Source organism: Flavobacterium sp. CS20 (assembly GCF_018080005.1).
Classification (GTDB): domain Bacteria; phylum Bacteroidota; class Bacteroidia; order Flavobacteriales; family Flavobacteriaceae; genus Psychroflexus.
In genome coordinates this window covers 1,056,703-1,076,818 of record NZ_CP073015.1, presented here as the reverse complement: position 1 = coordinate 1,076,818, position 20,116 = coordinate 1,056,703, and the positions used below count along the sequence as shown (strand labels likewise).

Sequence of the window (20,116 nt, the reverse complement as noted above, 5' to 3'; positions counted from 1 at the left end):
AATCGAGTTTCTTGATATGGGGAATGTGTGGTAACGGGAAGCATATGTTTCAGTAGCGGTGAAAATATTCCAAATTTATGACTTTAAAAAGTATATTTTGAAACAATAGCGGCCTTCGGTTTAAGCCAAAAGCCGCTATTGAATATATGCAGGGTTGTGCCATGTTTACTTTTTAATTCCTTTCTTTAAAAATACAAAACCTAATAAAAAGCTAACTGACATAGAATAAAAAATCGATTTAATAACTACATCTGATTCTGTATTTAAAGGGTCTAAGTTTTTTAAAGAACAAAAAGTAATGTGGTTAAAGATTGTTACAATAATAAATATAAAGAATAAAATTATCCATTTATTCATTATCCCCACATAGCAGAACTTAAAGCCACTTCACCTACAACCCAAAGAAGTGAAGCACCTGTTAAAGCAAAACCTGCAGGACCAAACATAACACCCCAAGCACCATAAGCCGCAAGACCAATCATTCCTGTAGCAATAGCTTGACCATCTGTTTCAGCTACACTTTGCCAGTTAGAATCAGATTTGAGCATTTTATTATTGTTTAATATTTCATCACCATATCCTAAACCCCCAATATTTTCTGGCGCCCAATATTCAGCAGAAGTCTTTATAGTTTCAGCATATAACAATAGAGGGGTTTTGTACATCTCTCTTTGATCATTAATTATATTATCAACGATTATATTTACTTCATTATTTAAGTCTTCTAAATTTTCAGAATTATAAAGTATTGTTCTAATTTGTCTAATGTATTCCTTTTCATATTCATGTGGTAAAAGTGTTATAACGTCTTCTACACTCCTTACATTTTCAGAAAAAGAAATTGCATCTTCTTGATTTATATTAGTGTTTATATCTAAATCATTAAACAAACTTAAAGTTAGTAATTCTTCCTCATTTTTACTGTAATCTGAAACATCACCAAATTCTGTGTGTATATTTCTTAGAATTGTGTTATGCTGTTGAGCCATCTCTTTTATTTTGCTAAAAGGTAACTCTTCGGCACTACTAATTGATTTTAGAATGTTATCATCTTTCAAAGAATTAGCATCATCTGTACAGGATGTTAATGTAAATAATGAAATAAATAAAATAAAATTAAATTTTTTTAAATACATAATAATAATTTTTAATAATTAAGTTTTACTTTTTTTACAAAATGTTAATTATTTAACTGACTTTAGTTTTTGATTAAAGATCAGTGATAAACTGTTATCATATGGGTGGTTAGCCCGAAACTTATTAGTCATTTAACCATTTCATTTTTTTTCCTGTTTTCGTCGCTGGGACACCCAAATCAAAAATCGAATAGATTTGCAATTTTTTTCTGCTCTTCACTTTTGATGTGAGTTAGATAAGTTATCTCTTTTGTTATTGGATGTTTTATTTTTACCGCATAAATTGTTTTTGCTATGTTGATAGCCTTCTCAGGACTTAATGAAGATTTCTTTTCATTGAGTTGCCTTTCTAGTTCCTTGTGTATTTTATATCTTGCAAAAGCTATGCAAATGTGAGCTTCAATCCTACGCTGAACTCTATGATAGATTGGTCTTATTTTCAAGTCTGTCTTAGCTATTCTGAAAGCCTTTTCAATCTTCCATAAATGACTATAATTCTCTAAAATTTCATTTTTATTCAATTTAGCATTAGTTATATAGCCTTTTAGACCATCCCATTTTGCATCTGTTTCAAATTTTGTTTTGTCTATTGAAACTTTTAGCTCTCCATCAAGTTTTAGATATTTATTGTAACCTCTGTTATTGATACTTGACTTGGTTAGTTTTCCTGATCTAATTTTCTTTTCCAGTCTCTTTAATCCCTTTTCTCTATTGTGCTTATCTTTCTTGGCTCTTGAATCGGAATAGCTTATGATAAGTCTCAAATTACCTTTTTCTACAACTGCACTCTCTCCATTTTTAAGTTTTAAAGCTAATATTTTTTCTTTTATAAAGGACTTCTCATTTTTAATTCTAGCTCCAAGAATAAATTCATAACTTTTGCTTTGAAGTTCTTCTATGTTTTTAGAAGAAAGTAGCCCAGAGTCAGCGATGATGACTAATTGATCTAATCCGTATTTTTTCTTAAAACTATCAATGACTGGTAGCATGGTGTGTCCTTCAAATTTATTGCCTTCAAAAATATCGTAAGCCAATGGGTAACCATCTTTGCTAACTAATAACCCTAGCATAATTTGCGGATTTTGATGTTTGCCTTCTTTAGAGAAGCCTGTTTTGCGTAATTCATCTTCGTTATCAATTTCAAAATAAATAGTGGTAACATCATAGAATACTACATTTATTGTTCCATCTAGTATTTTCAAGGTATGATTATAACTAATTTCTTGTATTTGGGATTTGTGTTGTTTATGAAGCTTATCCATGTATCGGTAAATAACTTGAACATCAATAGCTTTATGTTGGTATTTAAAAAGATAATCTGATGTCTTAAGCTTACTAGAAGGGTAGCAAAGTCTAGCAAGAACCAATTGCTTAAATAAATCATGATTAATTTGATTGAACCCAATCTGATTAAAAAGCTTTCCTAAAAGCAGTTCCGGATATAAACAGATATTTCTTCAAGTCCTTGAAGAACAAGTTCTGTGTGCTGTCTATAATCGTTAAAATCTAATTCTTGTGCTCCCGTATAATTTTTTATCCATTGTTTACCTTGTTCATATAGATGGTCAACTTCAATTTTAGTAGCACTGCTGCCAATGGTCTTTAATAAGCGATACTTGCCACTACTTTTGTCAATGACTTGGACGCTAATTACACCGCTTTTATTTTTCTTTTTGCGAACAAACACAGTGCAAATTTACTAAAAAGACACCCTGGGACACCCAAAATGAAAACAAAAATATCGTAACTAATACGCTTTGAGTAAGTTATGAAATTTAAGATTTTAAATTGTCGAAAACAGGAGTGATAAACTGTTATCATATGGGTGGTTAGCCCGAAACTTATTAGTCATTTAACCATTTCATTTTTTTTTAATATGGCACAACGTCTCGCGTATATGGTTTGTGGCGGGATAACAACCGCTCGCCTTTCGGTTAAGCTTTTAATTTATAAAAATACTACAATTTTCGGTTTATAATAAAATCCGCCATAAACTATATACGCTGTTACCAGCTGTGTTTTCCACTTTTACTTATTCTGAATCATTATTATTCTTTTTGTAATATACCATAATTGTCGCCATAGCAATAAGACCAACACCCAATCCTATTGCACCGGTCATAACAAAGTTTTGTTGTAAAAGCCAGCCTATGCCAACTCCTAAAAACATAAATCCTCCACAAACTATTCCTCCAATGTCTGAACCGTCTTTCTTTTTCATATCATTAAATTTAGTTACTTTCTTTTAAAAGATATTCTACTGTTTTATTTGAATAATAGTCTGATTTGGTTTTACTAATTTTCAATAGTGCTGAACGGTATTTGTCATTGAACCACACATAAGTAACAGTGCTCGTAGATGTATTAGTTGAGTATTATACCAAAGTATCCTTTTGTTGCTGAGTTATTTTAACTCTCAAAACATTTTCAAACTTACCATTTGGCAAAACCAAAGTTCCATAACCGTCCGCAATTATAGTAACTGTTCCTTGTCCCTTGAAGTCAAGATTTTTTATATTATATTTAGTAGTATATGTATCAGAGATTGAGTCAGAAAAATGTATTGGACGTTTTGCAAATAGCATAGGTTTTTCATATTTCATATTAATGGGGATTGTATTGTCAACAAAGCCCACCAGATAATTTTCATTTTTATTTATTTCTGCAAAAACAAGCCGTCCGTCTGAATACTTCTCAACTAAATTAGCGGTTGGAAATTGATCTTTATAATTTGTTGAATCTGGTAAAATCATGTCTTCAGTAATAGTCTTTGAATTCAGACTTTGCAAGTCAGAAAAATCCCAAATTCTGTTTCCGCCTTTCTTCCCAACCTTAACACCTGATGTGTCACATTCTTGAAAAACAAGTGTCATACCGACAACAAAATTCTCAATATTGTTAAGTGTTGGTTGGGCGTAAGAAAAGAATTGTGTGCTACAGAGCACAAAAGTTAAAATCACTTTTTTCATTTTCATTTTTTTTAGTTTATCATACTCGTTTGGCTTTTCGATTTCGCCCCGTTTTTAGTGGTATCTTACCTCCACTTATATTTTTTTTAAGTTTTGAGGTTGTAGTTTGGTCTAACATAGCTGGTAACGGTTTGGCTATGAGTAGTGCTGTGCAAAAATGCCACTACTTTTCAACTTTTCAACAAATTTAGCAAAAAATCTCAAACTTCGGTTAAGCACATCATACAGCATTACTTATAGCCTCGTGTTAGGCACTGGGCTTTATCCGACTTTCCAATCTAATTTTTTTAAAGTAAGCTACTATTTCTTCTTTTGACATTTTAGATAGAACTTCACTTAATTTGTCTTTTTGTTCTCTTGCAAACTTGACAGCGTCAAATTCTTTTTTTGTTTTAGTTTCCATAGTTCATTAAATCTCTTGGTGAGCGAATTTCCAATTGTTTATATCCATTTTTTATATTGATGGAATTATAGCCTCGTATTCGCTCTATATTTACGATATGCTTAAAATTCCAACTAACAAGTAAATCAGCTTTGTTTATAGTTGCTAATGCAATATGCAGACAGTCCGCATAGCTTGTTTGACCAACAACTTTTTCTGCAATATATTCAGTTGCTAATTCAACAGCATCATCATCTTCGTCCAAAAATTCAGTATATTCAGCTTTTAAATCAGTGATTAATTTAATTATCTTTTCAGGCGCTGGTTCAAGTTCCTTTTGCAAAATGGCAGAAAGAAGCACTTTAAATTCTCCATCCTTTATTCTTTCAAAAAGTGGTTTTGTGAATTCTTGAAATTCGTTATCATAGTATCCACCAAAAACTGAAGTGTCCAAATATATTCGCTGTTTTTTCATATTACTAATTTACAAATTTTAGTGAGATGTTCAATTTTAGCAAGATATTTTTTTCAGCCTTGTGCCTAACGTCTAGGCTATGAGTAGTTGCGTGGGTTAGCACTTAACTTTGCAAATACACACCAAACTGAAAATCCGCGAGGATTTTCAGAAGTAGGCGAGAACAAGCAATTACTTATAGCCATTGTTGTGTGTAGTTGTGTGTCCTGCGTTACTTGGGGATACAAGATAGTGATTAAGTTCATTGAAAACAAGTAACATAACTGTAATTGAGATGAGAGTCTCATTGGTATTTAGAAACGACCCTGGCATTTGTTTCAGGTGGATTCACGTAAAGAGTACGATGAGGATTGGTCTCTCGGCTGGGAGTGATTAGGCACACCAGTCAAACCGCCTTATGGGGCTTTCCTTTCACGGGTTGGTCTTGAGCGATAAGGTTAAATGCACTACCTGTGTTGTTTTCAGAGTAGTTTGCTATGGTAGGAGTAAAGAAGCTGAAAGAGACGAGATTGAACCCTTGTAGAAGTGTCGTAAACAACTTTAGTATTGTCAAAATCGAGGGATGGGCGGTCTTGCGAGAACAGAACTTGACATGATACCTATTTCTGGTCAAGTGGCAATCGGCATAAAGAGGGCAGGAGCTTTGCTTACGGCTCAATTACGGAACAGGAGAAGCTAATTAATAGTGCAAAAATACCACAACCCCGAAGGGCAAGGTAGAAAGTAGCGATACTGTTAATTAGTGGCGGATTAGTCTGTAGTAGTGATGAAGTTTCTGTAATGGAAATGGAGCGAAGGGACTGACTTAACAGTTTTAAATTGTATTACAACTAAAGATTTTTTTAGGATGATTTTCAAAGAGAAACAAAAGTCGCAACCGATATTAAAGCGACAGGTATGGGATGCCTTTAAAAAGGTAAAGAGTAACAAAGGTAATTTCAGGTGTTGATAATTTGTCAGTACAAGAAGTACATTCACGTCCTATGAAATACTTATATCCTGTATGGAATAGGTTAGCTGATGGTAGTTATTTTCCAGTACTGTGCGCGAGGTAGAAATACCCAAAGAAGACGGTCGAATCAGGAAGCTTGGCATTCCAACAGTACAAGACCGAACGGCTCAAATGGTAATAAGAGAAGAATTAGAACAGATTGTAGATAAACAGTTTAGTAAAGATTCTTTTGGCTATCGACCAAACAAATCAGCGCATCAAGCCATAAAGCAATGCAGGGAAAACTGCATGAAAATGGATTGGGTGATAGATTTGGATATCAAGAGTTTTTTTGATGAGATAGACCATGACTTAATGCTTAAAGCATTAGGACATTTTACCAAAGAAAAGCATATTCACTTGTATGTAGCACGTTGGTTAAAGGCTCCAATTCAAAAGAAAGACGGTAGTATTCATTCACGAGACAAAGGCACACCACAAGGAGGTGTTATTAGCCCATTACTGGCAAACATTTTCTTGCATGTTGTTTTTGATAAGTGGATTGAGAACAACCACCCGGAAGTAAAGTTTGAGCGCTATGCTGATGATATTATCATCCATTGCGATAATTTTAAACAAGCCTTGCGGACGTTGGAAGCGGTAAAAGCCCGATTTAAACAGTGCAAATTGCAGATAAAAGACGGCAAGAGCAATATCGTTTATTGCAAACGCAACCAAAAGAAGCATCCACCATTTAAGGTTCATTATGTAACATTCGATTTTCTTGGATTTACATTTAAGCCAAGAATGGTAAAGGGCTATTTTGGGAACTTTCATTTGGGATTTACACCGTCAATCAGTCGTAAACGACAGAAACGCATCAATCAAACTTTGTTTAAGATGAAACTTCATCGTATGGTTCATTTACGCCTGCCAGATTTGGCAGGCATAATAGCAGAAAAAGTACGAGGTTGGATTAACTATTACGGCAAAGTAAGAATGAGTGAATTACATTATGTATTCCGTTTCTTGAACATGCGTCTGGCAAAATGGGTACGCAACAAATATCGGAGATTTAGGCGTAAACACTGGTTTTTTGCCTACAAATGGTTACAGGAAACTGCAAAGCATTATCCTAATCTGTTTGTGCATTGGCAATACGGTTTTACGCCATAGACTTGTTAAGAAGAGCCGTATGATGGGAGACTATCACGTACGGTTCTGTGAGAGGTTTAGGGGTGGATATTCCCCTTTACCTACTCGACTTCTTCCGTTCTGCTTGGTTTTCAGCGTTGGCAAAGACATACTCTTTTGCAATTTTTGGTTGCAGCGTTGGCTGGTGTGAATTGCAAATGTGTATGGCTTTATGCTCGGGCATCAATTTCTGTCATTAGATTTCTATGATAAGCCAAATATGTTTTTCTCTTATCGTTTAATATATTTTCTTCGAGTTTATAATTTTTCCAAAACTCCTTTACATCATCTGATATTCTATTTGAGAAAATCATAGTTCCTTCATCTGTAAATGATATGTATTTTAAGTCAAATAACGAATCAATTGTTCTGCTTAATAACAATCCATTGTTTGGGTCGTATGCTTCATTATCGTCAGAATCAATAAATGGTTTGATATGACTTGCAATTAAAACAGGATAAGAAAGATGCTCTAAAACACACATAGGATTTCCATAAATCTCTTCACATTCCTCTTGTAATTGATTTTTGTATAATCTATGTAAATATGGGTCTCTTCTTTTTGATACTGCTTTTAAATCCTCTCCAAAAATCTGTTCTGCATCTTCTTTAAAATAGAGGTCTTCTTTCACAAAAACTAAATCATCTAATTTTCCAAGAAGGTTGTATAGGTAACCAATTTGATTATATTTTCTTTCTAAAAAACCAATTTCTTTAGCTTCTTTGACATATTCTGAAAGTTCTGATTCAGTTATAAATGGTTTTTTATAAGCTTCAATATCAACAAGCATTAAGGCAATGATTTCTTCTTTTGATAATTTGCCTTTCTCAATTAGTGTTTGAATTAGGAAATTGATTTGTTTTATCGAAGATTCATTATTTACCGCTCTGTTGAAACTTGAATTTGAGTAAACAATTTTGGATAAAAGTGTTTCTCTTTTCTTATTTGTTCGAGCTTCAATATACTCTTTAGCTTGAGGATGATATGAAACCAAAAAAGAATTAATAAATCCCATTTTAACCAATTGATTAATAGACTTTCTAATCGAAATATGGTTAATAGGATTTACTTTATGAATCTCGTCCTGAAGTTTTGAATATTTTTCTTCAGAATATTCTTCGTTTTTATGGTCATCAATAAAATTGATACAAACAGCCAATGTGTCTAAAAACTTTGTACCATTATAATCAGAAAAGGCATTGGTCAGTTTCCAATACTCTTCATAGTTCTGCTGTGGCATAATTTTCTTTAATAGTTTCTTTATAATTTTCATTTTTCACAATGAATAAAAATTCTTTATTCTTTTCTTTTTTGTTTTTACCAGTAATTTGATAGTTATGTTTACGCTCAATTACTTCAACATTGTCTGAATATTTACCCAACAGATAAAGTAATTCATTCTTGCTTGGAAAAGAAGAGTTATTGTAGCTTAAATACCAATATTTAAAATTATTAAGTTTAGAAAACAATTTATCAAAAAGCTCAATTGCAGAATTTTTATTTACAAAGTTGTTTTCAAATGGTTTTGTTACTTCTGATGTTATAAAATCGTCTACCAAACCATAAAAACCAAAATAATTATTCATTGTTCCTGTATATGGTGGGTCTAAATAAATAATGTCTGCTTTTACAGTTTCTAACAAATTGAAAATATCATCGTTGTAAGCAATATTATTTTTATCATTATTGAATACCGCTTGATTGTACTCATTTAAATTTTGAAGAAAATGATGTTTAAATGATTGGTTGTGATAAGCTCTTCTTCGCTTATATTTTTTATAGCTGTATTCCTCATCTCTTAATTGAACTATTTTATCCCAATTTAATGTAAACCTAGAATAGGGCATTTTACGAATCATAGCTCTTCTCATTAAAGAAAATGCTAATGATTTCTTCTCCTCTGATTCAAGTAATTCAATGTTTTGCCTATACAAATCAAGTTCTTTGCATTCTTGTGGAAAGAAATACACTTCTGAATAATTTTGAAACATAAAACCTTCAAAAGGTTCTCCTCTAAAAATAGTTTCAATATCAGACTTATCTAGTAAAGTATTATTGTTCTTAACTAACGCATTTGCAATGTGGTAATTTATTTTTAATATATCATTTGTATAAACCTCCAATCCTCTGCATTTTGCTTCATAGCTTAAAGAACATCCACCAGAAAAAGCATCAAAAAGTGTGTTTGCATCCGTTGGGAATTGGTCGCATATCCACTTTGCAATCTTTTCTTTATTGCCTATGTAATTAACTTTAGGATATTTAAACATTTTCACTCATTTTAATAATTATACTAGCGATAGCTTCAGCCATTTTTGGCGGAACAGAATTACCTACCTGTTGTTGTTGTGATATTTTTGTGCCTTTAAATACAAAATCATCAGGGAAAGATTGAAGTTTTGCTAATTCACGTACTGTCAATGCTCTGTTCTGTTCATAATGAAATATTTTTCTCATATCTCCAGTAACTGTTACTGAAGGTTTATCGCTTGAATATTTTATATATTTTCTAACATCACCTGATTTTGGTCTAATTTGTTCAGGGATTTCATTTCTATCTCCACCATCTGAAACAAAGCTCATTTTATGCAACATTTGTTCAGAATGAGACATTGCTATATGGTTTGGGATTTTTGATTCCTGACCAGATTCTAATTTTGGATATGAAGATAAAGCCTCTTTTACAGTTATATATTTATCAATTTCTTTTTTTGGAAATAGTATTTTTTGACTGTTTTTAGTGCCAATAAATATTACTCTTTTTCTAACTTGAGGAACTCCATAATCTGCTGAATTTAGAATTTTACATTCAACTTTATAACCTAGATTTTCAAAATCATTTATAATTTCTTTTCTAGTGTTTCCTTTATTATGGTTATATAATCGAGCAACGTTCTCCATTACAAAGTAAGTTGGTTCAACAACTTTTACAACTCTTACAAATTCTTTAAATAATCTGTTTCTTGGGTCTTCAATAAATTTTCTTCCAATATTTCCAGCAATACTAAACCCTTGACAAGGTGGTCCGCCTATAACAACATCAATTTCATCATATTCTTTTAAATATTTTAATTCAGCGTCTGTTACGTTACAAATATCCTTTTGGATTAAATTATGACTTGGGAAGTTATGATTATACGTTTCACAAAAACTAGGTTCAATGTCTACTGAAAAGACATTTTGAAAGCCTTTATTATCAAAACCAAGCGAAAAACCACCAGCACCAGAGAACAAGTCAATATATTTTAAAGCTCTACTCATAGTTCTAGTTTTCCCTGTTTAACATTGGTGTTACGATAATAATTTGCAGTGTCTTCAGCAACAGTAAATACTGATTCCGAGCATTTATATTTAAAAGCTTCTCTAGCAAATTTGTCTGCAAAAAATAAGTCCGTTACTTGTTGCAATTGAATTTCAAATAATTCTGAAAGTTTCTTTAGCTTTGATTTACTAAATTTTTGACTTCCGTTTTCTATTCGACTTATTGCACTTGTATTGATTCCGATTTTTGCACCGAATTCAGTTTGAGTCCATTCTCGTTTTTCTCTTTCTGTTTTTATGAAATTTCCGAAACTTGCCATTTTATTGATTTGACTTATTTTTAGCAAATGTAAAAATAATTTGCGAATTTTACATCAAGTTGTCAAATATTTTTTTCGGGTGGCGGTGGGGAAGGCAAGCTCTTTTATTTTTTTTGCGTTGGCTTTTAGCGTTGGCAAAAAATAAATGTGCTTGACCGAGCGGTGGCTCTTTATTCAGCTTGCAGGTAACGGGCGAGTGTATCATTAGTGGCGTGCAAAAAGGCAACACATTTTCGTTTTTATTGGTAAAGATAGAAAAAAATCACAAACCTTAAAATTCTGCCCAAACACAGCTATTAATGATACACATTGTTGGTAGTAGCGGTGGAGTAGGCGAGAACTTTTGCTGAAAACGCCCAAGCCTTTCGCACCCATTTTTTTTCTTTCCCACGTTTTAAATTTCCCATAATTTCGATGTTATAACATTTTGTTGACGTTTAGCCATAGCTTTTGATTTAGCATCGTTTGTCGTTTTCTTTATTCACTATTTTATTGCAAATCAGCCTTTTGTTGCGGATTGTGATTTTCTCGTCGTGATGAGATTTCATTTGTAATCAATCATCGTGATATGCCTATCATTTAGGATTTAGAAAAATTCCACCGAAAAAATTCCTACATCTTACTTTATCAAAAAATGGGTGAGCCTATAATTTTTAAAATATTTTTTGGTAGTTACACACAACGGTTTGGCTATGATTCCGTTGCGGAGAAAAATTAGAGATTTTTCGGAGTAGGAATCGAGCCATGTTAAAGCTACTGTTTTTTGGTTTATCGCCATAGCGAGCAATGGATTATAGCCGGTGTTAGAGTGCGTATTTTAATATTCCACATACATAACCTCTTTTCTTTTTCTCCATTTGTCAGCGATTTTCTCAAAAACAACAATTTCTTCCCAACCAGAAATCCTACTTTCAGGTCTTTTACTCGTAAAATATGTCCCAATAATTGTTAGAGCAACATTCTGACTTGAATCAATTGCAATTTTATTTAAATTTTTAATGTATTGATTGTCCGTCAATTGATTTGATTTTGACAGTTTTTCTTTTATCAAATCACTAACATTGAAATTATAATTTTTATCGGATTCAATTAAGCTTTTCAGCAATAGCCTTTCTTTATCGGTAAGTTTAGTGTTTTCTAAAGTCCAAAAAGTCAGATGTGATTTAGTCAAACTGTCAATTGAGGCATTTGTTATAAATTCAATGCTGTAATCTCTGAAGACTGTACTGTCGATTGACTCAATTATTAATTTATCTAATTCCAATTTTACGTTCTCAATACTGTTCTTTAGGTCATTGGACTTATCCGTTATGACTTTGTCCTTTTTTGATTGAGAACAACCGACCAAAAGAATGATAAATATTATCGATATGTTAATTGCTTTTTTCAAATGCACTCTAACGGTTTGGCTATTGGCAGTAGCGCCAAAAAAGCCATTCAGTTTTGTTTTCAGTCGTAGAGTTAGAAAATAAATCCCAAACTTTCGTTTTTAGCATGAACCCAAGCTATTGCCTATAGCTATTGTTGTGGTGCGTATTCTCCACGCAATACTTTGTTATCAGTTCAGTTTTTAATTCAGAGTTTTGGCATTGGTGGTATTTCCACATAATTGTCCATCATTACTTTTAAACTTTTTGAAGTTCCAATTGTATCATATGCTTTAGTGATTTTATCTAAAAAGTTTTTCAATGTTTCTAAATCCCCATTTTTATCATCTAATATAATAATTACTAATTTTTCGGGTTTGTCAGCGAAATTTAGATTTTCCCCGTAATTTTTGAAATCTTTATTTAAAATGTAATCCAATGAATCAAAACTTACGATTTTCTCGTTTTTAATTAAATTTCCTTTTTCGAAGTAGATCGTATTCCTGTTTTTCGGGTCATAAACTGGCATTTTATCAGGACAAAAACTAAAAATGTGGATTTCCTTTTTATTATGAACTCCGTTAAAAGATAAATTTGTAATCCTGTCAGAGCATGCAATCTTTTCAATTGAATTCATTAATTCACCGTATGAATTAAATTCATTTAAATTTATCTTAGATGATTTAGTATCTTCAAAATCCGAATTGAAATAACTTTTTGTTCCACTTTCTTTGCTACAAGAAACAAGGAAGATTAAAAGTAAAAATTGTCTAATATTTTTCAATTTGAATTTGTGTTTTATATTCTGACTAACGTAAATTAAGTTGCTGTTTTATAGATATTTGCATTTAAGCCTAAATCTTCATTAGTTAATCCAAATTTAGCGATTTGTTTCCTCATTCTTTTGGCTATGCCTAACTTTCTTTTTTGATCGAGGAATAGATATTCTTTTGGCGGTTTATAAGGTTCTTTTTTTGTAACCATATTCCATATGATTACACCCAATTTTCTTGCTGTTGCGCTTACTGTCGCTTGTCTTCCTTTTCTAAATGCGACACGCTTAAAGAAATCAGACAAGTGTGTATCTTTTAAATTTCCAATAGAATTAGTTGCTTGTCGTAATGCTATTTTTAATCTATTACTCCCTTTAGGAACTTTTGAACTAAGCACTTTACCGCCTGATATTTTGTTGTTTGGTGCTAGTCTTAACCAAGAGACAAATTCTTTTGAAGAATTAAACTTTCTAAATCCTTCCGGACCTATCTCTACCATAATACTAAGTATTGTAGCATGACTTACGCCTTCAATGGCAAGCAGATCCACACCTTCAAAATACTGATAAGCTACTTGATTAAAATCCTTTATTTTGGGAGCATTCTTATTTTCTCTTTTATAAGGTTTTGGATTGGTTTTTAGTTTTTTTAATTCTGGATTTGTGTCAAGATGCTTTTTTATGAATTGGTCTATCTGTTTATCGCAAGCCTTTAATTGTTTTTGTAAAAACTGATAAGTTTGAAATTCTTGTTTTAACCCAAAAAGAAAGTCTTCCTGTTATTGCCATGGAGGGCTTTTGCTATTTCTGCCTCAGACTTTCGGCAATTGTAGTGCCGATGCTTAGCAAGTTCATTAGGGTCTAAATTTCCTTTGCAAATATCTTCTATGATTTTAAGACCTGTAAGACCACAAATGTCTTTAACTACAACATCAAGTCTAAAATTTAAAAACTTAAGGCATGCTTTTGCATTTTTCTTGAAGTGCCACGCTTGATGTATAATATTGCCTCGCTGACGTGCATAAGTTCTAAGTATTTCAGTCTGCTGGTCAGGCAAAAAACTACTTGTAAGCAAACCTAATGCATGCAGTTTTTGAATCCATCTTGCATCTTTAACATCTGTTTTTTTACCTTTTGCGTGTTTGGTAAATTTTCCATTGCATAAAATAACTTCAAAATCATGCTTGATGAGTTCTGTAAAAAGATTTTGCCAATAATCTCCTGTGCTTTCCATGGCAACTGAGGTAATACCATAGCTTTTTAGGTGTTGACAAATTGCAGTAAGATCTTCTGCATAAACCCCAAATTCTTTTACATCTTCTAGGGCTTGTCCAACTGCTACAAAGTGAGACCGACTTCCAATGTCAATACCTGTTGCATGTTGGTTTACAATTTCCATTTCTAACTTTTTCTTTCTTGCCATAATTGAAAAATATTTAAGTATTAAACAAAAAAGATCCTAAGGAAATGTATTTTTGTATTGAAAATTATTCTGAACGGGGTCTGCGAATTATCGTAGCCACCACTGAAATTATCAACAAAGCCCTGAGAAGAGTCGGGGCTTTTTTACATTTCAACCAGAATGAGCGCACGGGCTCTATCTCAAGCACCATTTGAAAAATCGGTCTTACAAAGGATCATTACAAAAATAATAACCAATATTTTATCGGCATCGTTAGCAATAGAAATTAATCGAGTTTCTTGATATGGGGAATGGTAGGTAACGTTTAGTATAAGAATAGTAGCCGACTGCGTGGCATTTTCCTGTCAAGTTACAAGAAAGTTGAAGCGGGCTACAACCCTTGGATTTACTACTATCTCGGCTATTATTTTTATACATTGTTGTGCAACGTTTTATCTAATAGTCATCATAGATTTGGTCAATAATCACAGTATCTTTTTTAATTTTTATGTTGGTCACTTTTTCCAATGGAAATCCGTTTGTAAAATAACCAAATCTAACAGTTTTAAGTACTGAATCTCTGTAAGTCAACAAATAATCCCCATCAACTTTTGGCAAATTAGTCATATCTAACCAATAGAGCTGATTTTGTCCAGATTTAAGTTTTATCCAATTCGGGTTATCGTTGTGGTCAAACGATTTTATATTAATAGAATCAATCAATATTTCTGTTTCATTCGTTATTTCAAATTTTGCTTTTATGTCGCTTTGACAAGAACAGAAAAAAACGACCACAAATATTATAAATCCTATTACTTTCATTTAATTATAATTTTAAATCATATTATCTGCGAATTCATCTTCGCTTACAAGTCCATTTAAGAAGTCCTCAAAAGAATCTGCAATATGAATATCCTCTCCACATTCACAATCAATCCACCTAACTGAAGGTTTATCACTCTTTCGATAATCAAGAGTAATCCACCAATGACCATCTCCAGTCAATAAAACTTGCTTTTCAGGCAATCCCCACTCTTGAGTCATATAGTCAGATTGCATAATATTATGTGCAGAATCCGATTCTTTGTCCAAAACAATTCCGAACAATTCAGTCAATGGCACATGATTATCCGCCCATGTAGTCTTTGTTGTCATTGGGAAGGCAAATCCTTTTGTGTATCCACCGTTTTGAATTTTAAGCAAATCAAGAAAAGAATCAGGCAGTTTTAATCCTAATACAGTTTCCGCTTGCTGAATCATTTTATCGGTCAAAGGCGGATTATCGTAATAATTTGAATCCCAAAATTCAGTCATGTTTAATGTCATGTACGGGTTTTCTTAAATGTTGCACAACGGGCGAATGTATCATTAGTGGCGTGCAAAAAGGCAACACATTTTCGTTTTTATTGGTAAAGATAGAAAAAAATCACAAACCTTAAAATTTTGCCCAAACACAGCCATTAATGATACACATTGTTGGTAGTAGCGGTGGAGTAGGCGAGTACTTTTGCAGAAAAATGCCCAAACCTCTCGCACCCATTTTTTTTCATACTCACGTTTTAAATTTCCCATAATTTCGATGTTATAACATTTCGTTGACGCTTAGCCATAGTTTTTGATTTAGCATCGTTTGTCGTTTTCTTTATTCGCTATTTTATTGCAAATCAGCCTTTTGTTGCGGATTGTGATTTTCTCGTCGTGATGAGATTTTATTCGTTATCAATCATCGTGATAAGCCTATCATTTAGGATTTAGAAAAATTCCACCGAAAAAAATCCTACATCTTACTTTATCAAAAAATGGGTGAGCCTATAATTTTAAAAATATTATGGAGTAGTTGCTACCAACGTTTTGCGACTACACGCAGGTGGCGATTTCGGAGCGATATACTGTCAACCGAGCACAAACTTGGGTAGAAGCACAAAGCTTGATTTAACCACTGAACCGCCACTTGCGTGTAGGTGCTGTTAGTGGCTGGCATTATTTCTGTCCGAATAGTTTTTGGTGCCATTTTAAGTTTCTTAATCGTTCTATTTCTTGTTCATTGTTTCTTTTCGTTGCTTCGAGTTCTGATATTGTCTTTTTATGTTCTTGAATAGTTTTTTGATGCTGTTGGATTGATTTTTCAGCATCTAATTTATTCTTGTTCAAAGTTGTTATTTCAGACTTTAATTTTTCATTGAACTTTTCAAGCTCTTTAGTTTTGTCAAGTAAGAGTTTTATTGATTTGTTTTGTTCATTGATTTTCGTTTGTTGAGTTGCTTTCTCATTCTCAAGTTCTGAAACTGTAAGCTCCAATTCTTTCTTTTCCTGTTTTAATGTCTCTTTTTCAGCAATTAGCTCAGGAAATTTTTGTCTAAATGAACCAAGTCGTTTAGCTGTAACTATAAAATATTTTTTAAACTGGTCTGTTTCAATATCATTTCTAAATTTGAGTGCTTTTATGAAATTATTGTACGCTTCTTCAAAATTCAGAGAATGAATTTCATCTCGAACTTTCCTGTAATAAAAGTCTGCTTTACCCGAATTCAATTCTTGAACAATTAATGTACTTGGTGTTTCATTTTGTGCGAATTGTAAAACTTGGGGGTCTGTCTTAATCGCATTTTGTCCGATTTGAGTTTTCAAGACTAATCCACTAAATGAAGTACATCTGCTTAATGCAACATAAACCTGTCCTGAAGCAAATGCGGCTCCTAAGTCAGCAATAACCTTTTCAAAAGTAAGTCCTTGGCTTTTATGAACTGTAATTGCCCAAGCAAGTTTTATAGGGAATTGTGTAAATGTCCCTATTACTTCTTCTTCAATCTTCTTTTCCTTTTCGTTCCAAGTATATTTTATATTATTCCACTCTTGTTTTTCTACTGTTATTTCATTCCCTTCTGAAAATTCAACGATGATTTTATTTTCTTCTATTTTGCTGATTTTGGCAATTTTTCCATTGTAGTATCTCTTTGCCTTATCATTCTTTATAAACATAATTTGAGCACCTTCTTTAAGCTGCAAAATTCTGTCTGTTGGCATTATATTGTCTGGAAAAAGTCCGCTGACAGTGGCTTCAAATAGTTTTAGTTCTGTTGTTAGTTCAGCTAGTTTTGTGAGGTTCGTACTATCGACTAGTTTGTTATGAGTTGCAAGTGTGATATAATTTGCTTGACCATTAGGTGTGAATGTAGGGTTATACTTTGAATTAAGTAATTTAAATTCGTTGGCGGTTACTTGATTTATTCGAACCCGATTTAGAAGGTCAATAAATTCTTGTTCGTTTTGTCTGTAAATCTTTTTTAGTTCAATGTAAACAGGTTTATTCTGTTCGATAACTTTTGAGCTAAAGAAAAATGGACTTTTATAATATGGTTGAAGTAAATTCCATTGCTCAAAGTCGGCAATTGGAGGTAACTGAAATGTGTCACCAATTAGAACTACTTGAACACCACCAAAAGGTTCATTTTCTCTTCTTCTAAAAACCCGTAATAGTCTATCAACAACATCAATTAAATCGCATCTGACCATTGAGATTTCATCAATGATTAGGAGTTCTAAACCCCTTATTATTTCTAGTCTTTCTTTGAAGTATTTGAAATGCTCGTAAATGGTGCTTTTATCTTCATCTCCAATGTCTGCTCTTGTTCTTAATCTTTTATCGTTTGGAACATAGACGCTTGGTCTAATCTGAAAAAATGAGTGTATAGTTTGCCCACCTGCATTTATAGCAGCTACCCCTGTCGGTGCAAGAATTACAGTATTCTTTGTTGTTGTTTCTCGCAGATATTTTAGGAACGTGGTCTTACCCGTTCCTGCTTTTCCTGTTAAGTAGACAAGTCTGTCGGTATGCTTTACAAAGTCGGAAGCATAATTGAACTCAACATTCGTTTCGTCTAATTCTATGTTGTCAATTATTGTAGGCATATATTAAGGCTTTAACCAATCACTTGAAGGTTTAACAATCAGCCTAGCGTTCGTGTAAGCCATTGGCAATTCTAGACAAGTTGTAGCAATGTATGTTTTGTCTTGCTCTTCTTGAGTTTCCTGTTCTTCTTGGGTTTCTTCATCTATTGTTACTTTTTTTACCTTGTCTACGACTAAAGCTAGTAAGTCAATTTTTCCATTTCTTTCAATTTGCAATGGTAAAAGAAGCTGAATTCTGTTGCCCCTAAATTCATCGAAGCGAAATTGAGGTATAGCAATCTTATAATTATTCCTAACCATTTTTTCGATTTCGGGTATAGCACCCATAAGTGTTTGACGGATTTCCTTGTCTGACATTTGCCCCAAGTTTCTAATCCACCTTTCTTTGTTGTCCCTTATAATATGGTCATATCTTGGCATTAGTTTTCTATTTGGGTCGTATAGTAAATCGCCTGGAACTTCAAAATAGTTTGCTGTATGTGGTAGGTCGTGGTCAAAGTTAGTTGAAATAGCATCTTCACTTTCCCAAAAAAAACCTTTCAGAACATATCTATTTTGCGTGTTGTGTTTTTCAAAAAAAGCATATATATCTTCCAAATGGTCTGAAACTAAACCTGTATTAAAAGAAGCGTACTTTTTGTTGTTTGTGTACTTGATTTTATTTTCATCCCATAATTTTGTAAAGGTATATTCAACATACCTTCTCAATATTGCATATGGTCTGTCGTCATAGTATTTATGTTCTTCTGAAAACTCCCAAGGTTCATTTGATGCCTTCTCAGCCAAGGTTCCGAGTCTGTCTTCATAGTGTGTTATGAGAGCGAAGTCTGATAATTTCATATTATTACTGTTTATGTTTCGTGTTTTTTATGCTTGCCACTAACGGGCGAGTGTATCATTAGTGGCGTGCAAAAAGTCAACACATTTTCGTTTTAATTGGTAAAGATAGAAAAAAATCTCAAACCTTAAAATTTTGCCCAAACACAGCTATTAATGATACACATTGTTGGTAGTAGCGGTGGAGTAGGCGAGAACATTTGCTGAAAATGCCCAAGCCTCTCGCACCCATTTTTTTTCATACTCACGTTTCAAATTTCCCATAATTTTGATGTTATAACATTTCGTTGACATTTAGCTTTAATTTTTGATTTAGCATCGTTTGTCGTTTTCATTAATCGCTATTTTATTTGCAAATCAGCCTTTTGTTTCGGATTGTGATTTTCTCGTCGTGATAAGATTTTACTCGTTATCAATCATCGTGATAAGCCTATCATTTAGGATTTAGAAAAATTCCACCGAAAAAAATCCTACATCTTACTTTATCAAAAAATGGGTGAGCCTATAATTTTAAAAATATTATGGAGTAGTTGCTACCAACGTCTCGCGCATAGCGAAAGTGGCGAGCTAAAATGCGCAATCTTTTCGGTTAACTTTAAGTTTCTAAAAATACCAAAATTTTCGATTCAATCACAAATTTCGCCATTTTTGTTATGCGCTGTTAGCACACGTTTGACTTCAGTTATAGACCTTCAAGTATTTCACAAAAAGATAAGTCTTCATAACCTTCAGGCTTATCTAATTCCATATCATCTAATCTTTTGATTATATTTCTCTTTAAAGAGAAGCTAAAAGGTCTTTGAATCCGTTGTAGTTTGTCGTTTGATTTTTTATAAATGAATGTATTGGCTTTACAATCACATAAATCTACATTATCACTACAAACAACATAAAAATCCGCTGTGGTTTTTAGAATCTTGAATGCCCTGATATTTGACTTTTCAGTCTTTTTAGTTAGAAAAAATTTGTCATTCTTGTAATCTAATATTAAATAAGGTAAGGTGTCAATTGATAAATCAACACCTTCCTTTTCTAACATATCTTTTATTGTTTCAGCCTTATCGTGTGGTATTAACAAATTATACCAAACAGGGTCTATCTGTGCAGAAACTGAAAAAGTAAAAAATATAAAAAATGTAAAAAATATTACTTTCATAATG

General features: G+C 32.7%; 22 protein-coding genes. 1 reads left to right on the top strand and 21 read right to left on the bottom strand.

Features of this window, described 5'->3' with window-relative positions:
• Positions 1–356: 356 nt before the first annotated feature.
• The 7 genes from IGB25_RS05190 to IGB25_RS05160 form a co-directional block, all read right to left on the bottom strand.
• Complete coding sequence (locus IGB25_RS05190) at positions 357–1,136, bottom strand: hypothetical protein (RefSeq protein WP_211066457.1); 780 nt, start codon at positions 1,134–1,136, stop codon at positions 357–359.
• A 179-nt stretch (positions 1,137–1,315) separates the two neighbouring features.
• Entirely contained in the window at positions 1,316–2,527 is a 1,212-nt protein-coding gene (locus IGB25_RS05185) for an IS1634 family transposase (protein ID WP_256437267.1), read from the bottom strand.
• Between the two features lie 32 nt (positions 2,528–2,559).
• Positions 2,560–2,823, bottom strand: coding sequence for a hypothetical protein (locus IGB25_RS05180; protein WP_211065212.1), 264 nt, complete (start codon positions 2,821–2,823; stop codon positions 2,560–2,562).
• Positions 2,824–3,168: 345 nt separating this feature from the next.
• Positions 3,169–3,357 (bottom strand): hypothetical protein, encoded by a 189-nt coding sequence (locus IGB25_RS05175; RefSeq protein WP_211066456.1) that lies wholly within the window; start codon positions 3,355–3,357, stop codon positions 3,169–3,171.
• A 154-nt stretch (positions 3,358–3,511) separates the two neighbouring features.
• A complete protein-coding gene (locus IGB25_RS05170; protein WP_211066455.1) occupies positions 3,512–4,105 on the bottom strand; it encodes a hypothetical protein in 594 nt (197 codons plus the stop codon).
• A gap of 247 nt (positions 4,106–4,352) precedes the next feature.
• Positions 4,353–4,508 (bottom strand): hypothetical protein, encoded by a 156-nt coding sequence (locus IGB25_RS05165; RefSeq protein WP_211066454.1) that lies wholly within the window; start codon positions 4,506–4,508, stop codon positions 4,353–4,355.
• The gene (locus IGB25_RS05160) at positions 4,498–4,962 is read right to left on the bottom strand and encodes a PIN domain-containing protein (protein ID WP_211066453.1); all 465 of its coding nucleotides are present in this window, start codon (positions 4,960–4,962) and stop codon (positions 4,498–4,500) included. The genes IGB25_RS05165 and IGB25_RS05160 overlap by 11 nt, the downstream gene beginning before the upstream one ends.
• Before the next feature lie 1,042 nt (positions 4,963–6,004).
• On the opposite strand from IGB25_RS05160, the gene ltrA reads away from it, so the two are divergent.
• The gene (gene ltrA / locus IGB25_RS05155) at positions 6,005–7,069 is read left to right on the top strand and encodes a group II intron reverse transcriptase/maturase (protein WP_211066387.1); all 1,065 of its coding nucleotides are present in this window, start codon (positions 6,005–6,007) and stop codon (positions 7,067–7,069) included.
• Positions 7,070–7,257: 188 nt separating this feature from the next.
• On the opposite strand, the gene IGB25_RS05150 is transcribed toward ltrA, so the two are convergent.
• From IGB25_RS05150 to IGB25_RS05090, 14 genes are all read right to left on the bottom strand, one after another.
• The gene (locus tag IGB25_RS05150; RefSeq protein WP_211066452.1) at positions 7,258–8,361 is read right to left on the bottom strand and encodes an HNH endonuclease signature motif containing protein; all 1,104 of its coding nucleotides are present in this window, start codon (positions 8,359–8,361) and stop codon (positions 7,258–7,260) included.
• On the bottom strand, positions 8,309–9,358 hold the full coding sequence (locus IGB25_RS05145; protein WP_211066451.1) for a DNA adenine methylase: 1,050 nt from the start codon (positions 9,356–9,358) through the stop codon (positions 8,309–8,311). Before IGB25_RS05145 ends, IGB25_RS05150 begins: the two co-directional genes overlap by 53 nt.
• Positions 9,351–10,349 carry a DNA cytosine methyltransferase gene (locus tag IGB25_RS05140; protein WP_211066450.1) on the bottom strand — a complete coding sequence of 333 codons (999 nt, stop codon included), beginning with the start codon at positions 10,347–10,349 and terminating at the stop codon, positions 9,351–9,353. Before IGB25_RS05140 ends, IGB25_RS05145 begins: the two co-directional genes overlap by 8 nt.
• Complete coding sequence (locus tag IGB25_RS05135) at positions 10,346–10,669, bottom strand: helix-turn-helix domain-containing protein (protein WP_211066449.1); 324 nt, start codon at positions 10,667–10,669, stop codon at positions 10,346–10,348. The genes IGB25_RS05140 and IGB25_RS05135 overlap by 4 nt, the downstream gene beginning before the upstream one ends.
• Positions 10,670–11,486: 817 nt before the next feature.
• On the bottom strand, positions 11,487–12,059 hold the full coding sequence (locus IGB25_RS05130) for a hypothetical protein (protein WP_211066448.1): 573 nt from the start codon (positions 12,057–12,059) through the stop codon (positions 11,487–11,489).
• Between the two features lie 185 nt (positions 12,060–12,244).
• A complete protein-coding gene (locus IGB25_RS05125) occupies positions 12,245–12,820 on the bottom strand; it encodes a hypothetical protein (RefSeq protein WP_211066447.1) in 576 nt (191 codons plus the stop codon).
• 35 nt (positions 12,821–12,855) lie between these two features.
• Positions 12,856–13,359 carry a transposase gene (locus tag IGB25_RS14785; RefSeq protein WP_247653610.1) on the bottom strand — a complete coding sequence of 168 codons (504 nt, stop codon included), beginning with the start codon at positions 13,357–13,359 and terminating at the stop codon, positions 12,856–12,858.
• A gap of 203 nt (positions 13,360–13,562) precedes the next feature.
• Complete coding sequence (locus tag IGB25_RS14780) at positions 13,563–14,231, bottom strand: IS110 family transposase (protein WP_247653629.1); 669 nt, start codon at positions 14,229–14,231, stop codon at positions 13,563–13,565.
• Positions 14,232–14,666: 435 nt separating this feature from the next.
• Positions 14,667–15,032, bottom strand: a complete 366-nt coding sequence (locus IGB25_RS05115) for a hypothetical protein (RefSeq protein WP_211066446.1) — start codon at positions 15,030–15,032, stop codon at positions 14,667–14,669.
• 12 nt (positions 15,033–15,044) lie between these two features.
• Positions 15,045–15,524 carry an SMI1/KNR4 family protein gene (locus tag IGB25_RS05110; protein WP_211066445.1) on the bottom strand — a complete coding sequence of 160 codons (480 nt, stop codon included), beginning with the start codon at positions 15,522–15,524 and terminating at the stop codon, positions 15,045–15,047.
• Positions 15,525–16,190: 666 nt separating this feature from the next.
• A complete protein-coding gene (locus tag IGB25_RS05105; protein WP_211066444.1) occupies positions 16,191–18,119 on the bottom strand; it encodes a DEAD/DEAH box helicase in 1,929 nt (642 codons plus the stop codon).
• Between the two features lie 3 nt (positions 18,120–18,122).
• Positions 18,123–18,959, bottom strand: a complete 837-nt coding sequence (locus tag IGB25_RS05100) for a DUF3825 domain-containing protein (RefSeq protein ID WP_211066443.1) — start codon at positions 18,957–18,959, stop codon at positions 18,123–18,125.
• A 150-nt stretch (positions 18,960–19,109) separates the two neighbouring features.
• On the bottom strand, positions 19,110–19,250 hold the full coding sequence (locus tag IGB25_RS05095; RefSeq protein ID WP_211066442.1) for a hypothetical protein: 141 nt from the start codon (positions 19,248–19,250) through the stop codon (positions 19,110–19,112).
• 388 nt (positions 19,251–19,638) lie between these two features.
• Positions 19,639–20,112, bottom strand: a complete 474-nt coding sequence (locus tag IGB25_RS05090) for a hypothetical protein (protein ID WP_211066441.1) — start codon at positions 20,110–20,112, stop codon at positions 19,639–19,641.
• Between the last annotated feature and the right edge of the window lie 4 nt (positions 20,113–20,116).

What these genes read in the sequence shown, in the direction of transcription:
- IGB25_RS05175 (WP_211066456.1), bottom strand. Translation starts at nt 3,357, where the DNA reads ATGAAAAAGAAAGACGGTTCAGACATTGGAGGAATAGTTTGTGGAGGA.
- IGB25_RS05105 (WP_211066444.1), bottom strand. Translation starts at nt 18,119, where the DNA reads ATGCCTACAATAATTGACAACATAGAATTAGACGAAACGAATGTTGAG.
- IGB25_RS05115 (WP_211066446.1), bottom strand. Translation starts at nt 15,032, where the DNA reads ATGAAAGTAATAGGATTTATAATATTTGTGGTCGTTTTTTTCTGTTCT.
- IGB25_RS05135 (WP_211066449.1), bottom strand. Translation starts at nt 10,669, where the DNA reads ATGGCAAGTTTCGGAAATTTCATAAAAACAGAAAGAGAAAAACGAGAA.
- IGB25_RS14780 (WP_247653629.1), bottom strand. Translation starts at nt 14,231, where the DNA reads ATGGCAAGAAAGAAAAAGTTAGAAATGGAAATTGTAAACCAACATGCA.
- IGB25_RS05140 (WP_211066450.1), bottom strand. Translation starts at nt 10,349, where the DNA reads ATGAGTAGAGCTTTAAAATATATTGACTTGTTCTCTGGTGCTGGTGGT.
- IGB25_RS05090 (WP_211066441.1), bottom strand. Translation starts at nt 20,112, where the DNA reads ATGAAAGTAATATTTTTTACATTTTTTATATTTTTTACTTTTTCAGTT.
- IGB25_RS05190 (WP_211066457.1), bottom strand. Translation starts at nt 1,136, where the DNA reads ATGTATTTAAAAAAATTTAATTTTATTTTATTTATTTCATTATTTACA.
- IGB25_RS05145 (WP_211066451.1), bottom strand. Translation starts at nt 9,358, where the DNA reads ATGTTTAAATATCCTAAAGTTAATTACATAGGCAATAAAGAAAAGATT.
- IGB25_RS05160 (WP_211066453.1), bottom strand. Translation starts at nt 4,962, where the DNA reads ATGAAAAAACAGCGAATATATTTGGACACTTCAGTTTTTGGTGGATAC.
- IGB25_RS05170 (WP_211066455.1), bottom strand. Translation starts at nt 4,105, where the DNA reads ATGAAAAAAGTGATTTTAACTTTTGTGCTCTGTAGCACACAATTCTTT.
- IGB25_RS05165 (WP_211066454.1), bottom strand. Translation starts at nt 4,508, where the DNA reads ATGGAAACTAAAACAAAAAAAGAATTTGACGCTGTCAAGTTTGCAAGA.
- IGB25_RS05110 (WP_211066445.1), bottom strand. Translation starts at nt 15,524, where the DNA reads ATGACTGAATTTTGGGATTCAAATTATTACGATAATCCGCCTTTGACC.
- IGB25_RS05100 (WP_211066443.1), bottom strand. Translation starts at nt 18,959, where the DNA reads ATGAAATTATCAGACTTCGCTCTCATAACACACTATGAAGACAGACTC.
- IGB25_RS05095 (WP_211066442.1), bottom strand. Translation starts at nt 19,250, where the DNA reads ATGTCAACGAAATGTTATAACATCAAAATTATGGGAAATTTGAAACGT.
- IGB25_RS05150 (WP_211066452.1), bottom strand. Translation starts at nt 8,361, where the DNA reads ATGAAAATTATAAAGAAACTATTAAAGAAAATTATGCCACAGCAGAAC.